Origin of the sequence: Planomonospora corallina, assembly GCF_042650625.1 — a bacterium.
GTDB lineage: Bacteria > Actinomycetota > Actinomycetes > Streptosporangiales > Streptosporangiaceae > Planomonospora_B > Planomonospora_B corallina.
On record NZ_JBHSBM010000016.1, the window covers coordinates 408,453 to 422,670 of the forward strand.

The following is a 14,218-nucleotide window of genomic DNA, read 5'->3' on the forward strand; positions in this document are numbered from 1 at the left end:
CCCGAGGCGTGCCAGTCCTCCAGCGCGGTCGCGGCGGCGGCGTAGGCGGCGAAGAACGAGCGCGGGTCCAGCAGGTCGCGGTCGTCGCCGTCGGCGCGGTCGAGGTGCTCGCGGGCCAGTGCCAGGCGCAGCTCCCGGGGCAGGCGCCGGGCGCCGTCGCCCAGCCCGCCCGGATCGCGCGGCTCCCGCCCGTCCGAGGTCTCGTCGAGGACCGCGCAGGTCAGCTCCGAGTCGTAGGTCCAGGAGCGGCGGTTGAAGTTGTCGGACCCGATGGTCGTCCACGTGTCGTCGACGACGCAGACCTTGGCGTGCACGTAGACGGGCGTGCCCACGCGGTTCTCCACGCCGTAGACCGCCACCCGGTCCCCGCCCGCCTCCTTCAGCACCTGCAGGGCCTGCCTGCGGCCGAGGACCTGCGGGGTCCCGGCGAGCAGGCCGTCCTGGTCGGGGTGGAGCGGCAGCACGCCGACCATCAGCAGCTCCGGCCGGTCCCGCAGCGCCTCGGCGAAACACTCGGCGACCTGCGGCGACCACAGGTACTGGTCCTCGATGTAGATCAGGGAGCGGGCCCGGCGCAGGGCCTTGAGATAGCCGCGGGCGACGCTGTGCTCCCCCCGCGGGGCGAAGGAGTAGCGGGAGCGGCGCTGCGGATAGGTGCGCAGCAGCTGCACGGCGTGCGGTCCGCACGCGGGCGGGTCGGGGAACTGCGCCGGGAGCGGGTCCGCCCGGGTGTCGTCGTGGCGGAGCAGGTCGGCCAGGCGGTGCACGGGGTTGCGGGTCAGCGGCTGGGGGTCGGTCCACCGCTCCCGGAAGACGGCCTCCACGTCGCCCACGGCCGGGCCCTGGATCGCGGCCTGCACGTCGTGCCAGGGCGGGCGGGGACCGTACGCCGCCGCCATCGGCGCGGCCTGCGGGTCGCCGGCGTGCGAGGCGTCGTCGCGGCGGGACCGGCACAGGTCGATGCCGCCGACGTAGGCGATGTCGCGGCGCGGGTCGCCGCGGTGCCGGAGCACCACGAGCTTCTGGTGGTGCGAGCCGCCGGGCGGGACCCGCATGTCGCGCAGGTACTCCCCGCCCGCCGCCTCGATCTCCTCGCCCAGCTGGCGGTTCTCCTCCGCGCTGAAGCGGAGCCGGTCCCAGTGGGAGCGCCAGATCAGGCCCTTGACCACGACGCGGCGCCGGGCCGCGTCCGCGAACACGGAGGCGACCTCGGTGCCGGGGCCGTCCAGCCGCTCGTCGGGGTCGCCGCGCCAGTCGGTGAAGAGCAGCAGGTCGCCCTCGCGCAGTTCCCGGACCCGGGCGAGGAGGTCGGCGAAGTACGCGGCGCCGTGCACGAGGGGCCGGACGGTGTTGCCGGTGGACCAGGCGACGCCGTCGCCGTGCCGGGAGTCGATCCGGCTGGCCGGATTGCCCCGCTCGCCGGCGGTCAGGAACCAGTCGTGGACGCGCACAGGCGTCGCCTACCCCTTTTCCGCCGTCCGACGCCGCACAGGTGCGGCCAGGGCGCCGCGTCCGGCCGGTCCCGTGGCGGTGTGAGCGGTCCGGCAGGTCCTGCGGGTGCGAGCGGTCAGGCCGGTCCCGCGGCGGTGCGAGTGTTCCGGCTGGTCCCGCGCGGCACGTGCCGTCCGGGACGGAGGGCGGCACGTGCGGGGGTGACCTCCGGCCCGGGATCGGGCCGTCCGGCACTCCCGGCGCCCGGTCCGCCGCTCCTAGGGTCGGGCTGTCCCTCTCCGTCACCGGCCCGCCTCCCCATCGCCTCCATCGCCTCCATCGCCTCCGTCGCCTCCCGTCGCCCCGCCCGTCCTCCCACCGTCCCACATCACCGAACAGGAGCTTCATCCGATGTCCCCCTCATGGTTGCCGCGCTTCGGCGCGGTCTGCGGAGTCCTGCTGGGACTGTCGATCGGCCTGCCCGGGATCGCCGAGGCGTTCACCGGCGAGACCGCCGTCACGAGTTTCGTCATCGGTCTCGGCGCCGCCTTCGGGCCGCCCGCCCTGACCGCCTTCCACCTGCACCAGGGCGCGGCCGCCGGTCGGTTCGGCGCCGTGGCGTACGCCGTGAACACGGTCGGCCTCGGGCTGTTCACCGGGGTGGCGTTCGCCCTGAACCTGGTGGTGTTCTTCCTGGACGCGCCGGTCGCCGCCGGTCTGATGGCAGGACCGACCCGGTTCGCGGTCTTCGGCGGCATGGCGGTGTTCGTCGCCGGCACCGTGCTGTTCGGGGTGTCGATGTGGCGCGCCCGGGTGTTCCCGCGCCCGGCCGCGGCGGCCTACGTCGTCTCGCTGGTGCTGCTGACCGCGCTGGCTCCGCTGCCCGACACGCCGTTCACGAGCCTCGTCCACGTGGCCGTCTGCGCGACGCTGGTCTGGTTGTCGGCGCGGGTGTGGTCCGGGGCGGACGCGGTCCGGCGGCCGGGCGTGCCCGGCCGGGACCTGCCGTCGCCCGCGCCGGCGGGCGGCCGGTAGGCCCTGTCCGGACCGGGCGCCAGGTCCGGCACGTGCCGCGCCGGGCATCCGGCCGGCACGTGCCTTCCGGCATATCGATCCCCGCGCCCGCCGGTCGTAGGCTTGCGCCGTGTCCCCCTGCCCCCGGCCCTTCTGGGTCTCGCCCGTCCTCTACGGCGCCGTGCTCGCCGCCGGCCTGTACGCCGGGCTGGCCGGGCTGGGCGCCACCCGGCCCGCCTGGTTCGCCGGCGGCCTGGCCGTACTGCTCGGGCTCGACCTGGCCGAGCACCGCCGCCACCCCGCCGGCACCCCGCGCGGGCCGGCGGCGGCGCTGCTCGCCGCGCGCGTGGCGCTGTTCGCCGTCGTGGCCGCGGCCGACGGCTCGGGACTGTCGCGGATCCTGTTCGTCCTGGTGCCGTTCACCGCCTACTTCTCCTTCGGCCGGACGGCCGCCGTCGTGCTCGCCGCCGCCTGCGCGGGACTGGTCGTGGCCGGCCACCAGCTGGGCGCCCCCCGCTGGTACACCGACGTGGAGCAGGTCACCGACCTGCTGATGTTCTGCGTCGGGCTGGTGCTGGCGGTGGCCATGGCCGCCGTGGCGGTGGAGGAGCGCAGGGGCAGGGCCAGGCTGGAGGAGTCCCACCGGGACCTGACCGCCTACGCGGAGCGGGTCGCCGAGCTGTCGGCCACGGCCGAGCGCAACCGGCTCGCCCGCGACATCCATGACGACCTCGGCCATCACCTCACGGCGGTCGTCGTGCTGCTGGAGAAGGCCGCCGCGTTCCAGGACCTCGACCCCCGGGCGGCGCGGCAGGCGCTCGACGACGCGCACGGTTCGGCCAGGCGCGCGCTCGACGACGTGCGGCGGTCGGTGCGCGCGCTGCGCGCCGACCGCGCGCCGTTCCGCCTCGCCCCGGCGCTGTCCGGCCTCGTGGACGGACTGGCCGGGGACGGGCGGGCCGCCGTCACGCTGGAGTTCACCGGCGACGAGGACGGGTACGACTCCCAGACCCTCACCACTCTGTACCGCGCGGCGCAGGAGGGCATCACCAACGCCTGGCGGCACGCGGACGCCACCCGCGTCTCGGTCAGCGTCGTCCTCGACGGGGCGGCCGCGCGGCTGACGGTCGCCGACGACGGCAGGGGCCTGACGCCCGGATGCGAGGGGTTCGGCCTGCTCGGCATGCGGGAACGGGCGGAGCTCGCCGGGGGCAGGATCGATCTCGAGGGCGGGCCGGGCGAGGGCACCCGCCTGACCGTCACCATCCCGCGCGGAGCCGATCGGCACGGGCCCGATCGGGGGGGACGGCCGTGACCGGGGAGCAGGAGAGCGTTCGCGTCCTGGTCGCCGACGACCAGCGCCTCATCAGGGAGGGCATCGCCTCCCTGCTCGGCATCCAGCCAGGGATCACGGTCGTCGGCACGGCCGCCGACGGCCGCGAGGCGGTCGGCAGGGCGGTGGAGCTCGGGCCGGACGTGGTGCTCATGGACGTGCGCATGCCCGGGATGGACGGGATCCGGGCCGTGGCCGAGCTGAGGCGCCGCGCCCCGTCCTGCCGGGTGGTCATGCTCACCACCTTCGACGACGAGCAGTACGTGGTGGAGGCGCTGCGGGCGGGCGCGACCGGCTACCTGCTGAAGGACCTGCCGGCGCGGGAGCTGGCCGCGGCGGTGCGGCTCGCGCACGCCGGGGTGGTGCAGTTCGACCCGGCGGCGGCCGCCCGGCTGGCCGCGGCTCTCACCCGTCCCGCGCCGGCGGGCGCCGCGGACGCGCTCCCCGGGCCTCCCGGCCCGGCCGCCGGCGGGACGGAAGCGGCGCTGACCGCCCGCGAACTCGAGGTGCTCCGGTTGGTCGCCCGGGGCGCGACCAACCGTGAGATCGCCGGCCGCCTCTACCTGAGCGAGGGCACGGTCAAGAACCACATCTCCCGCATCCTCGGCAGGCTCGGGCTGCGCGACCGCACCCAGGCGGCGATCTACGCCCGGGACCGGGGCCTGCTGTGACCCGTCCCTCCCGCGGCGCGTCCCCCGCGGGAGGGACCGCGGAAGGCCTCCGGGGGAGGGACCGCGGAAGGCCTCCGGGGGAGGGACCGCGGAAGGACTCCGCCGTACCCGGACGGCCGGTGACGGCGGACCTCCTCCGTCCGGGTCCTGAGCGCGCGGTCGCGGATGGTCAGGGCGCCTTCCGGTCGGTGCCGCCGGTCTCCCACTCCAGCCGGTCGACCACGTCGACCACCCCGTGCACCCGCTGGACCAGCCGGACGACGAGCCGGGCGTCCCGGCGCAGCCGCATGCGCCCGCTCAGGGTGACGATCCCGCGCTCGACCGTGGCGGTCGCGTCGTGCGGGCCCTCCCAGAGGGGCCGCCCCAGGATGTCCTGGTTCACCTCGCGGGCGATCTCGGCGTCGTCGCGGACGAAGACCTTCAGCAGGTCCTGCCGGCTGACGATGCCCTCCAGCCGCCCCTCGGCGTCCACCACCGGCAGGCGCTTGACCCCGTGCTCCTCCATGAGCCGGATCGCCGAGACGATCGAGGCCGCGGAGCGGATCGTGACCGCCGGAGACGTCATCAGCTCCGCCGCGGTGTCCCCGGTGGCCTTGCGCCGGGCGTCCTCCCGGCCGCCGAGCCGCCGGCGGAGCCGGACGCGCAGCGGCGGCTGGTAGCCCTCCTGGTAGTACTGCTCCTTGAACTCCTCCTTGCGGAGCAGGTCGGCCTCGGAGACGACGCCGATGACGTGCCCCTCGCCGTCGACGACGGGGACCGCGCTCACCTCATGGTTGATCATCACCTCGGCCACGTCCTTGAACGGCGTGCAGCCGTTGACCGACGTCACCTGGGCGGTCATGACGTCCTCGACCTTGACGTGCATCTCTCCTCCTCGTCGGGCGGGCCGGCCCGCGGGCGGGCAGGGCTCCTGCGGAGAGTCTTCCCGGCTTCCCCCGCATCCCCATCCCATCGCGGGGGAGGTTCCGGGGCAGGGGACCGAGGTCCCCGCCCTCCGGGTCTTTCGGCCGCTGCACGGAGATCCGCGGTGCGGTCGGATGGAGGAGAAGGCACCCCCCGAGGAGGATCAGATGACAAGGCATGTGGTTGTGGGCGTGGACGGCTCCCCCGCTTCGACGGCCGCGGTGGCCTGGGCCGCCGCCGACGCCGCGCGGCGCGGTTGCGCCCTGCGGATTGTGCACGTGTGCGAGCCGTGGGCCTACGACCTGCCGCTGGACACGCCGCCCGGCTTCCGCGACTCGGTCGCGGAGCACTGCGAGGGCGTCGCCGAGCTGGCGGAGGACGTGGCGCGCGGGCACGAGCCGGGGATCGAGGTGAGCACCGCCCTGGAGCGGGGCGGCGTCGCCGAGGTCCTGCGGCGCGAGGCGGAGAGCGCGGAGGAGGTCGTGCTCGGCAGCCGGGGCCTGGGCGGTTTCGCCGGACTGGTGCTCGGCTCGGTCTCCTTCGCGGTGAGCGGCCACGTGGACACGCCCGTCGTGGTCGTCCGTAACGTGCCCGAGCAGGTCCGCGGCCGGATCGTGGTCGGCTTCGACGGCTCCGAGCACTCGGCCGCCGCCCTGCGGTACGCCTTCGCCGAGGCCGTACGGCGCGGCGCCGTCCTGCACGCCGTCCACACCTGGCAGATGCCCGTCCTGGGCGCCGGCGCCACCGCCTACACTCCGCTGGTCGAGGACATCTTCGCCGCCGAGCGGCAGGTCGCCGAGGAGACGCTCGCCCCGCTGAGGGAGGAGTACCCGCAGGTCACGGTGGAAAAGACGGTGATCTGCGGCCACCCGGTCCTGACCCTGTCCGACGAGTCGAAGAAGGCCGACCTGGTCGTCGTCGGCTCGCGCGGCCTGGGCGCGCTCGGCTCGGCCGTGCTGGGCTCGGTCAGCCACGGCGTACTGCACCACGCCCACTGCCCCGTCGCGGTGGTGCGGGCCCGGAAGGAGACATGATGGACGTCCGCGATCTTCCCGTCGCGCGGGTGATGAGCCGCACGCTGGTCACCGTCGGCCCCGACGAGTCGCCGCTCATCGCCTGGGAGATCATGCGCTGCGCCGGTGTCCACCACCTGCCGGTGGTGGACACCGGCGGCCGGCTGCGGGGGGTGCTGGCGAGGGACGAGCTGGCCGCCGCCTGGTCGGGCGGCCCCGCCGAGCAGTCCCGGGTGCGGGTCGCCGAACTGCTCGCGGAGTACGGCTGCCCCCGGGTCCCGCCGGACAGCCGCCTGTCCGAGGCCGCGGAGTCCATGCTCGGCGCCAGCGCCGACGCGGTCGCCGTCGTCGAGCACGGCGAGGTCCTCGTGGGGATGGTGACGGCCACCGACGTGGTGCGGGCCGTGGCCGGGCTGGCCCCGGACGGGGAGGGCCCCTCCGAGGTGCTGACCGGGATGTTCCGCCTGGTCCCGGTCCTGCCCCGGCACCCGGGGGAGTGACAGGGCGAGGCGGGGACGGAACGGAGGAGGGAACCGGCATGGGACGACTCGGCACGCCCCTGTTCCTCGGGTTCTCCGTGGCCGGGCTGCTCGCCGGGGCGCTGCTCCACCTGGCCGGGGCCGCGCAGGCCGCCGGTGCGGTCTGGGCGGGGGTCACCGCCGTGGCGCTGGTGCCCGCCGTCTGGTGGGTGGTCTCCGCGCTGCGGGCCGGCCACCTCGGGGTGGACGCCATCGCGGTGCTCGCGCTGGCCGGGTCGCTCGCCGTGGGGGAGTACCCGGCCGGCGCGGTGATCGGTGTGATGCTGGCGACCGGCCGGGCGCTGGAGGACCACGCCCTGCACCGGGCCCGCCGGGACCTGACCGCGCTGTACGAGCGCGTCCCGCGCACGGCGCACCGGTACGAGAACGGGGTGCCGCAGGCGGTGGACGCCGGGCGGGTGCGCCCCGGCGACCTGCTGCTGGTCCCCGCAGGGGAGACCGTCCCGGTCGACGGGACCGTGGAGGCCGGGACCGCGCTGCTGGACGAGTCGGCGCTGACCGGCGAGTCGCTGCCGGTCGAGCGCGCGGCCGGGCGGAGCGCGCGCAGCGGCGTGGTCAACGCCGGGGCCGCCTTCGACCTGCGGGCCACCTCGACCGCCGCCGAGAGCACCTACGCCGGGGTGGTGCGGCTCGCCCGCCAGACCGAGGCGGGCAGCGCCCCCGTGGTCCGGCTCGCCGACCGCTTCGCCGCCTGGTTCCTCCCGCTCACCCTCGTGGCGGCCGCCCTCGCCTGGCTGCTGTCCGGCGAGGCGGTCCGGGCGGTGGCCGTGCTGGTGGTCGCCACCCCCTGCCCGCTGCTGCTCGCCGCGCCCGCGGCGATCGCCTCCGGCCTGTCGCGTACGGCGCGCCGCGGCGTGGTGGTCAAGGGCGGCGGGGCGCTGGAGCGGCTGGGGCACGCCCGCACCCTGGTCCTGGACAAGACCGGCACGCTGACCGCCGGCCGGCCCGAGGTGGTCGACGTCGTGCCCGCGCCCGGCCGCACCGCCGGCGAGGTGCTCGCCCTGGCCGCCGCGGTCGACCAGGTCTCGGCGCACGTGCTGGCCGCGGCGATCGTCCGCGCGGCCCGCGAGCGGGGGCTGGAGACGCCCCGGCCCGACGGGGTGCGGGAGAGGCCGGGCGTCGGCACCGAGGCCGTGGTGGAGGGGCGGCGGGTCCAGGTCGGCAAGGTCCGCGAAGGCGGTGCGGACGGCTCCCGCTCGGACTGGGAGCGGGCGCAGCGGGCCCGGGCCGCGCTGGACGGCGCCATGACCGTCTGGGTGACGGTGGACGGCGAACCGGCAGGGGTGGTGCTGCTGCGCGACGCGGTGCGTTCCGACGCCGCGCGGACCCTGCGGCGGCTGCGCACCGCCGGGATCGAACGGGTGGTCATGCTCACCGGGGACCGGGCCGAGGTCGCCGAGAGCGTGGGTGTGGTGCTCGGGGTGGACCTGGTCCTGGCCGAGCGCACGCCGGAGGGGAAGGTGCACGCCGTACGGCAGGAGACCGGGCGGGCCGTGACCGTGATGGTGGGCGACGGGATCAACGACGCCCCCGCGCTGGCCGCGGCCGACGTCGGCGTCGCGATGGGCGCCCGGGGCTCGGCCGCCTCCACGCAGGCGGCCGACGTGGTGCTGACCGCCGACCGGCTGGACCGGCTGGCCGACGCCATGGACGTCGCCCGCCGCTCGCGCCGCATCGCCGTGCAGAGCGCCGCGGCCGGGATGGCCCTGTCGCTGCTGGCCATGGCCTTCGCCGCGGCGGGCAGGCTCCCTCCCGCGGCCGGCGCCCTGCTGCAGGAGGCGATCGACGTGGCGGTGATACTCAACGCGTTGCGGGCGCTGCGCCCGGCGCGGGGCACCCGGGCGGTGCTGGACGCCGAGACCGAGGACCTGCTGCGCCGCTTCGAGACCGAGCACTACGAACTGAAGCCGCCGCTGGAGCTGATCCGGCAGGCGGCCGACGAACTGGACGGCCGGTCCGCGGGGAAGGCGCCCGACCGGCTCCGCGAGGTCCTCGGCTTCCTCACCGGGCGGCTGCTCCCGCACGAGCACGCCGAGGAGCGGCGGCTGTACCCGGCGATGGGCAGGGCGCTCGGCGGGCCCGAGGTGACGATGACCATGAGCAGGGCGCACGCGGAGATCGACCGGCTGGCGCGCCGCCTGGAGCGCCACCTGGCGCTCGCCTCCGACGGCGGACTCCGCGCCGAGCAGCTCGACGACCTGCGCGCCTGCCTGTACGGCCTGCACGCCGTGCTGGTCCTCCACTTCGACCAGGAGGAGGAGGCGTACTTCTCGCTCGCCGCGGGCTCGGCGCTCTGAGCCGCCGTCCGGCACACGGAGGCGTCCCCGCGGTGTCCCCCCGGCGTCCCGGAGGTGTCCCCGCGGCATCCTGGGGTGTCCCTGCGGCCTCCCGGGGGTGCCGAGGCGGGGCCGGAGGGGGATCGTGGAAACATGAAGCCGAGCCTGCGTCTGGGAAGGGTGGCCGGGATCCCGCTCGGGGTCCACTGGTCCGGTCTGCTGATCGTGGCGGTGGTGGTGGCCCTCCTGGGGGCGTCCGTGCTGCCGTCCGCCGTCCCGGGACTGCCGGGGGAGTCCTACTGGGGCGTGGCCGCCGTGACGGCGCCGGTGTTCTTCGCCTCGCTGCTGGCCCACGAGCTCGCCCACGCCCTGGTCGCCCGCCGCCGGGGGATCGGGGTCAAGTCCGTCACGCTGTGGATGCTGGGCGGCGTCACCGAGCTCGAGGAGGAGGCCCGGACCCCGGGGACGGAGCTGGCGATCAGCGCCGCCGGTCCGCTCACCAGCCTGGGCATCGGCGCGGTGCTCTTCGGCGCGGTGCTCGTCGTCGACGGGCCGGCGCTGCCGTGGGCGGCGCTGGCCTGGCTGTCCCTGGTCAACGTCATGCTCGGGGTGTTCAACCTGCTGCCCGGCGCCCCCCTGGACGGCGGGAGGGTGCTGCACGCCCTGCTCTGGTGGCGCCACCGCGACCGGGCCCGCGCCGACCGGGGCGCCGCGCGGGCGGGGGAGGGGCTGGGCATGGTCCTGGTCGCCGCCGGCATCGCGCAGATCTTCCTGATCTCGCCGTTCGGCGGGCTGTGGACGGTGCTGATCGGCTGGTTCCTGACCGGCGCCGCCCGCGGCGAGGCGGTCACCCGCACGGCGCGGCAGGGACTGCGGGGGCTGCGCATGGGCGACATCATGGTCCCCGGCCCCGACCTGGCCCCCGCCTGGGCGGACCTGGAGGGCTTCACGGCCTCCGTGGCGCTGCGGTCACGGCAGAGCGTCTTCCCCGTCGTGGACTTCTCGGGAGCCCCCACCGGCTCCGTCTCGCTCGACGCGATCGCGGCCCTCGCCCCGGAACGGCGCGCCGGGACCCGGGTCGACCGGCTGGCCCGCCCGTTCCCGCCGGAGCGGGTCCTGGCCCCCGGCGACCCCGCCGAGCGGATCCTGGAGTGCGCCGCGCCCCCCGGCGAACCGGTCGCGCTGGTCGCCGAGGCGGGCCGGGTCGTCGGCATGGTCACCGCCGCCGACCTGGCCAGGATCCTCGGGCAGGCCCTGCTGCGCAGCCGCCCCGGCGAGGAGGACGCCGCCGGCCGGTCCGCCGGGGACGGCTCCGGAGCCGGCGCTCCGGGCGAGGCGGACGAGGAGGGCGCGGACGGGGGGACCTCCGGCGAGGGCCGTGCCGGCGGGGCGTGAGCCGCGGGTTCCCCGGGCGGGGGGCGCTCCTTCCCGGGGCCGGACCGGGTTCCCGCCACGGCGCGGGGCATAAAGACACGTGAACGGAGGGAGGCCCCGAGCGCCGGAGACCGTCCGGACGGCGCGGGGCTCCGCCCGGGAGGAGGTGGAGAACCGCCATGAGGACCCACACCGCCGAGGAGACCGCCCAGGACCTGCGCACCGCCGTCGAGGCCGCGACCCGGGCTCCGTCGGTGCACAACACGCAGCCCTGGTCGTTCGCCGTGCGCGGCGACGAGATCAGCGTGCGCGCCGACTCCGACAGGAAGCTGCGCTCCGGTGACGAATCCGGGCGGGAGATGCTCGTCAGCTGCGGGGCGGCGCTGTTCAACACGCGCGTGGCCCTGCGCGCCCTAGGCCACGAGCCGGTGGTCCGCGTGCTGCCGGACCCCGACCGGCCCTCGCTGGTGGCGACCGTACGGCCGGGCCCGGCCGTCGAGCCGGACGAGCACACCCGGATGCTGCGCGCCGAGATCGAACGGCGGCGCACCCACCGCGCGGGCTTCGCCGACCTGCCGGTCTCGGACGAGCTCCTGGACGACCTCTCCGTCCAGGCGCTGACCGAGGGCGCCACGCTGACCCCGGTGCGCGCGCCGGCGGCCGTGCGCGTGCTCGGAGCGCTGACCGTCGCCGCCCAGGAGATCCAGGCCCACGACCGGAGGTTCGGCCTCGAGGTGATCCGCTGGGGCAGGCCGCCGGGAAGCACCCGCTCCGACGGGGTGCCCGCCGACGCCTACCCCCGGGAGGCCGTGCAGACGGAGCCCCACTTCGCGCAGCGGGACTACGCCGGGGAGCACGCCTGGGGGTACGAGGCCGACCGGAACGCGGCCGCCTCCACCGGGGTCGTCGCCCTCCTCACCACGCCGGGCGACACCCGCCGGGAGTGGGTCGCCGCGGGACAGGCCCTGCAGCGGGTGCTGCTGCACGCCTCCGCCTGCGGAGTGAGCGCGGCCTTCCACACACAGGCGCTGGAGCTGGCCCATCTGCGGGAGGTGCTGCGGCAGGAGCTGTGCTCGGGCGAGCACCCGCAGATGATCATGAGGCTGGGGATCACGCTCGACACGCCGCCCGAGACCCGGAGGCGCGGGCTCGCCGAGACGCTGGAGGAGGGCTGACACCTCCGCGCGGCCGGGGCCGGAGGCCGAGGTCCCCGGCCGGCGGGACGTCGTGCCCTGCCGGTGGCGGCCGCCGCCGGTGACGATGGATCCGAGGTGAGGACCATGACTGAGCAGCGTGGAGTCGTCGTCGGTTACGACGGTTCGGACTTCTCCATGCAGGCCCTGGACTGGGCGATGGACGAGTGCGAGCTGAGGCGGTCGCCGCTCACCGTCACCCACGCCTGGCGCTGGCCGTACGGGGACGCTCCCGAGGAGGCCAGGCTCCACCTGCGCAAGGCCGCCGACCACGTGCTCTACCACGGCGCCGAGTGCGCGCGCTCGTGCAGCGCGGTCGGCGCCGTCACCGCCGACCTGTACGAGGGCTCCGCCTCGGGGCGCCTCGTCGAGCTCTCGGAGGGCGCGGACGTCGTCGTGGTCGGCTCCCGGGGGCTGGGCTCCCTGGCGCGCTCCGTGGTGGGCTCCGTCACCGCCCACGTCGCGGCCCACGCGCGCGCCCCGGTGGTCGTCGTGCGCGGTCCCGGCCCGATCCCCGTGCCGGCCGAGCCCGGCCCGGTGGTGCTGGGCCTGGACCCGGCCGCTCCCGACGAGGTGGTGGAGTTCGCTTTCCGGGAGGCGGCCCTGCGGCGGCTGCGGCTGGCCGCGGTGCACGCCGCCGGGCCGGAACCCATGCGTCCGCCCGCGGCGGAACCCGTGCCGGGATCCGGCGGAGCGGAGCCCGGGGCCGGGGGCGGGGGAACGGCCGGAGGCGCGGTCCGGGAGCGGATGGAGGAGCGCCTGGCGCCGTGGCGGGAGCGGTACCCGGACGTCCCCGTCGAGACCCGGGTCGTGGCCGGGCCGGCGCGGGAGACCCTGGAGGATGCCTCGGCCGGCGCGGTCCTGCTCGTGGTGAGCGCGGGCGGCAGCCGCCGCCCCGGCCGCCTGGGCACGGTCGCCCGGGAGATGATCGAGGGCTCCCGCTGTCCCGTGGCCGTCGTCCCGGTCCCCGCGGACGAGCGGCCGGGATCGCGGCAGGAAGCGGACGAGGGGGTGCGGGAGGGGCACACCGTCCCCTCCCGGCACGATGGATGACCCGGCGGCCGGCGCGTTCCCCGCCTCCGGCCCCGGCACCGTGCCTCCGGCGCGGCAGGGGCCCGGCCCTGCCGTCCCACAGGCACGCCCGGGCCTCGACTCGGCCGAGGCGGCCCGCCGCCTGGCCGCCGACGGTCCCAACCGGCTGCCCGAACGCGAAGGCAGCCCGGTGCCGCTGCTGCTGCTGAAGCAGATGGTGCACTTCTTCGCGCTGCTGCTGTGGGCCGCGTCCGGCCTGGCGCTGCTGGCCGGGATGCCCCAGCTGGCGGTCGCCATCGTCGTGGTGATCCTGCTCAACGGCACCTTCGCGTTCGCCCAGGAGTACCGGGCCGACCAGGCGGGCAGGCGGCTGCGCGAGCTGATCCCCGCCGACGTCACGGTCCGCCGCGACGGCCGCCGCACGGTGGTGCACGCCGCCGACCTGGTCGCCGGGGACGTCGTCCTGCTGGAGGCCGGTGACCGGATCAGCGCCGACCTTCAGCTGGCCGAGGCCCACGCGCTGGCGGTCGACGAGTCCATGCTGACCGGCGAGAGCGTCCCCGTCCGGCCCGGCGAGAAGGACGCCGTCCACGCCGGCACCTTCGTGGTCGAGGGGCAGGCCGAGGCCGTCGTGACGGCCACGGGCCCCCGGACCCGGCTCGCCGCCATCGCCACGCTCACCCAGTCGGCGCAGCGGCCGCCCAGTCCACTCGCCCGCCGGCTGGACCGGGTCGTCAAGGTCGTCGCGGCCATCGCGCTCGGCGTCGGAGTGGCGTTCTTCGTCCTGACGCTGCTGCTCGGCATGGCGCCGGCCGAGGGGTTCCTGCTCGCGCTCGGCGTCACCGTCGCCCTCGTGCCCGAAGGGCTGCTGCCCACGGTCACCCTCTCCCTGGCCCGCGCCGCCCGGCGGATGGCGGACAGCAGGGCGCTGGTCCGCCACCTGGAGGCGGTGGAGACCCTGGGGTCGGCCACGTTCATCTGCACCGACAAGACCGGCACCCTCACCCGCAACGAGATGACGGTCGCCGAGATCTGGACCCCGCACGGCCCGCTCGACCTGACCGACCCCGCCCCGGCCGCGGAGATCATGCGCTCGGCGGTGGCGTGCTCGACCGGGCGGCTGGTCCCCGCCGACGGCGGGCACCGGGGGGTCGGCGACCCGATGGAGGTCGCGCTGCACGCGCTGGCGCTGGAGGCCGGGGCCGGGCAGGAGGAGCAGGTCATCCTGCGCTTCCCGTTCGATCCCGTCCGCCGCCGCTCCTCGGCGGTCGCCGGCGGCCGGCTCCACCTCAAGGGCGCCCCCGACGCGGTCCTGCCGCTGTGCGGGCCCGCGCCGGGAGCCCAGGCAGCCCTGCACGCGATGAGCGAGCGCGGCCTGCGCGTGCTGGCCGTCGCCCGGCGCGACGATCCCCGCGCCGCCGCCGCCGACGAGGCCGAGC

At 76.6% G+C, this 14,218-nt stretch carries 12 protein-coding genes; 10 read left to right on the forward strand and 2 right to left on the reverse strand.

Going from position 1 to position 14,218, the window contains the following annotated elements:
* Positions 1–1,451, reverse strand: a 1,451-nt coding sequence (locus tag ACFOWE_RS13090) for a phospholipase D family protein (RefSeq protein WP_377287546.1), incomplete at its 3' end; no start/stop codon positions are given.
* A 391-nt stretch (positions 1,452–1,842) separates the two neighbouring features.
* Between ACFOWE_RS13090 and ACFOWE_RS13095 the strand changes: the two genes are divergently transcribed.
* The 3 genes from ACFOWE_RS13095 to ACFOWE_RS13105 all read left to right on the forward strand — a co-directional run bounded on the left by ACFOWE_RS13095 (position 1,843) and on the right by ACFOWE_RS13105 (position 4,449).
* On the forward strand, positions 1,843–2,466 hold the full coding sequence (locus ACFOWE_RS13095) for a hypothetical protein (RefSeq protein WP_377287547.1): 624 nt from the start codon (positions 1,843–1,845) through the stop codon (positions 2,464–2,466).
* A gap of 109 nt (positions 2,467–2,575) precedes the next feature.
* On the forward strand, positions 2,576–3,760 hold the full coding sequence (locus ACFOWE_RS13100) for a sensor histidine kinase (protein WP_377287548.1): 1,185 nt from the start codon (positions 2,576–2,578) through the stop codon (positions 3,758–3,760).
* The gene (locus ACFOWE_RS13105; RefSeq protein ID WP_377287549.1) at positions 3,757–4,449 is read left to right on the forward strand and encodes a response regulator; all 693 of its coding nucleotides are present in this window, start codon (positions 3,757–3,759) and stop codon (positions 4,447–4,449) included. Before ACFOWE_RS13100 ends, ACFOWE_RS13105 begins: the two co-directional genes overlap by 4 nt.
* A gap of 169 nt (positions 4,450–4,618) precedes the next feature.
* On the opposite strand, the gene ACFOWE_RS13110 is transcribed toward ACFOWE_RS13105, so the two are convergent.
* Positions 4,619–5,314 (reverse strand): CBS domain-containing protein, encoded by a 696-nt coding sequence (locus tag ACFOWE_RS13110; protein WP_377287550.1) that lies wholly within the window; start codon positions 5,312–5,314, stop codon positions 4,619–4,621.
* A gap of 205 nt (positions 5,315–5,519) precedes the next feature.
* On the opposite strand from ACFOWE_RS13110, the gene ACFOWE_RS13115 reads away from it, so the two are divergent.
* The 7 genes from ACFOWE_RS13115 to ACFOWE_RS13145 all read left to right on the forward strand — a co-directional run.
* Entirely contained in the window at positions 5,520–6,386 is an 867-nt protein-coding gene (locus ACFOWE_RS13115) for a universal stress protein (RefSeq protein ID WP_377287551.1), read from the forward strand.
* Complete coding sequence (locus ACFOWE_RS13120; protein ID WP_377287552.1) at positions 6,386–6,865, forward strand: CBS domain-containing protein; 480 nt, start codon at positions 6,386–6,388, stop codon at positions 6,863–6,865. Before ACFOWE_RS13115 ends, ACFOWE_RS13120 begins: the two co-directional genes overlap by 1 nt.
* Positions 6,866–6,903: 38 nt before the next feature.
* On the forward strand, positions 6,904–9,201 hold the full coding sequence (locus tag ACFOWE_RS13125; RefSeq protein WP_377287553.1) for a heavy metal translocating P-type ATPase: 2,298 nt from the start codon (positions 6,904–6,906) through the stop codon (positions 9,199–9,201).
* A 132-nt stretch (positions 9,202–9,333) separates the two neighbouring features.
* Positions 9,334–10,575 carry a site-2 protease family protein gene (locus ACFOWE_RS13130; RefSeq protein WP_377287554.1) on the forward strand — a complete coding sequence of 414 codons (1,242 nt, stop codon included), beginning with the start codon at positions 9,334–9,336 and terminating at the stop codon, positions 10,573–10,575.
* A 158-nt stretch (positions 10,576–10,733) separates the two neighbouring features.
* On the forward strand, positions 10,734–11,729 hold the full coding sequence (locus ACFOWE_RS13135) for an Acg family FMN-binding oxidoreductase (protein ID WP_377287555.1): 996 nt from the start codon (positions 10,734–10,736) through the stop codon (positions 11,727–11,729).
* A 105-nt stretch (positions 11,730–11,834) separates the two neighbouring features.
* A complete protein-coding gene (locus tag ACFOWE_RS13140; protein WP_377287556.1) occupies positions 11,835–12,800 on the forward strand; it encodes a universal stress protein in 966 nt (321 codons plus the stop codon).
* Positions 12,793–14,218: cation-translocating P-type ATPase (locus tag ACFOWE_RS13145; RefSeq protein ID WP_377287557.1), on the forward strand; the 1,426-nt coding region annotated here is incomplete at its 3' end. The genes ACFOWE_RS13140 and ACFOWE_RS13145, both read left to right, overlap by 8 nt.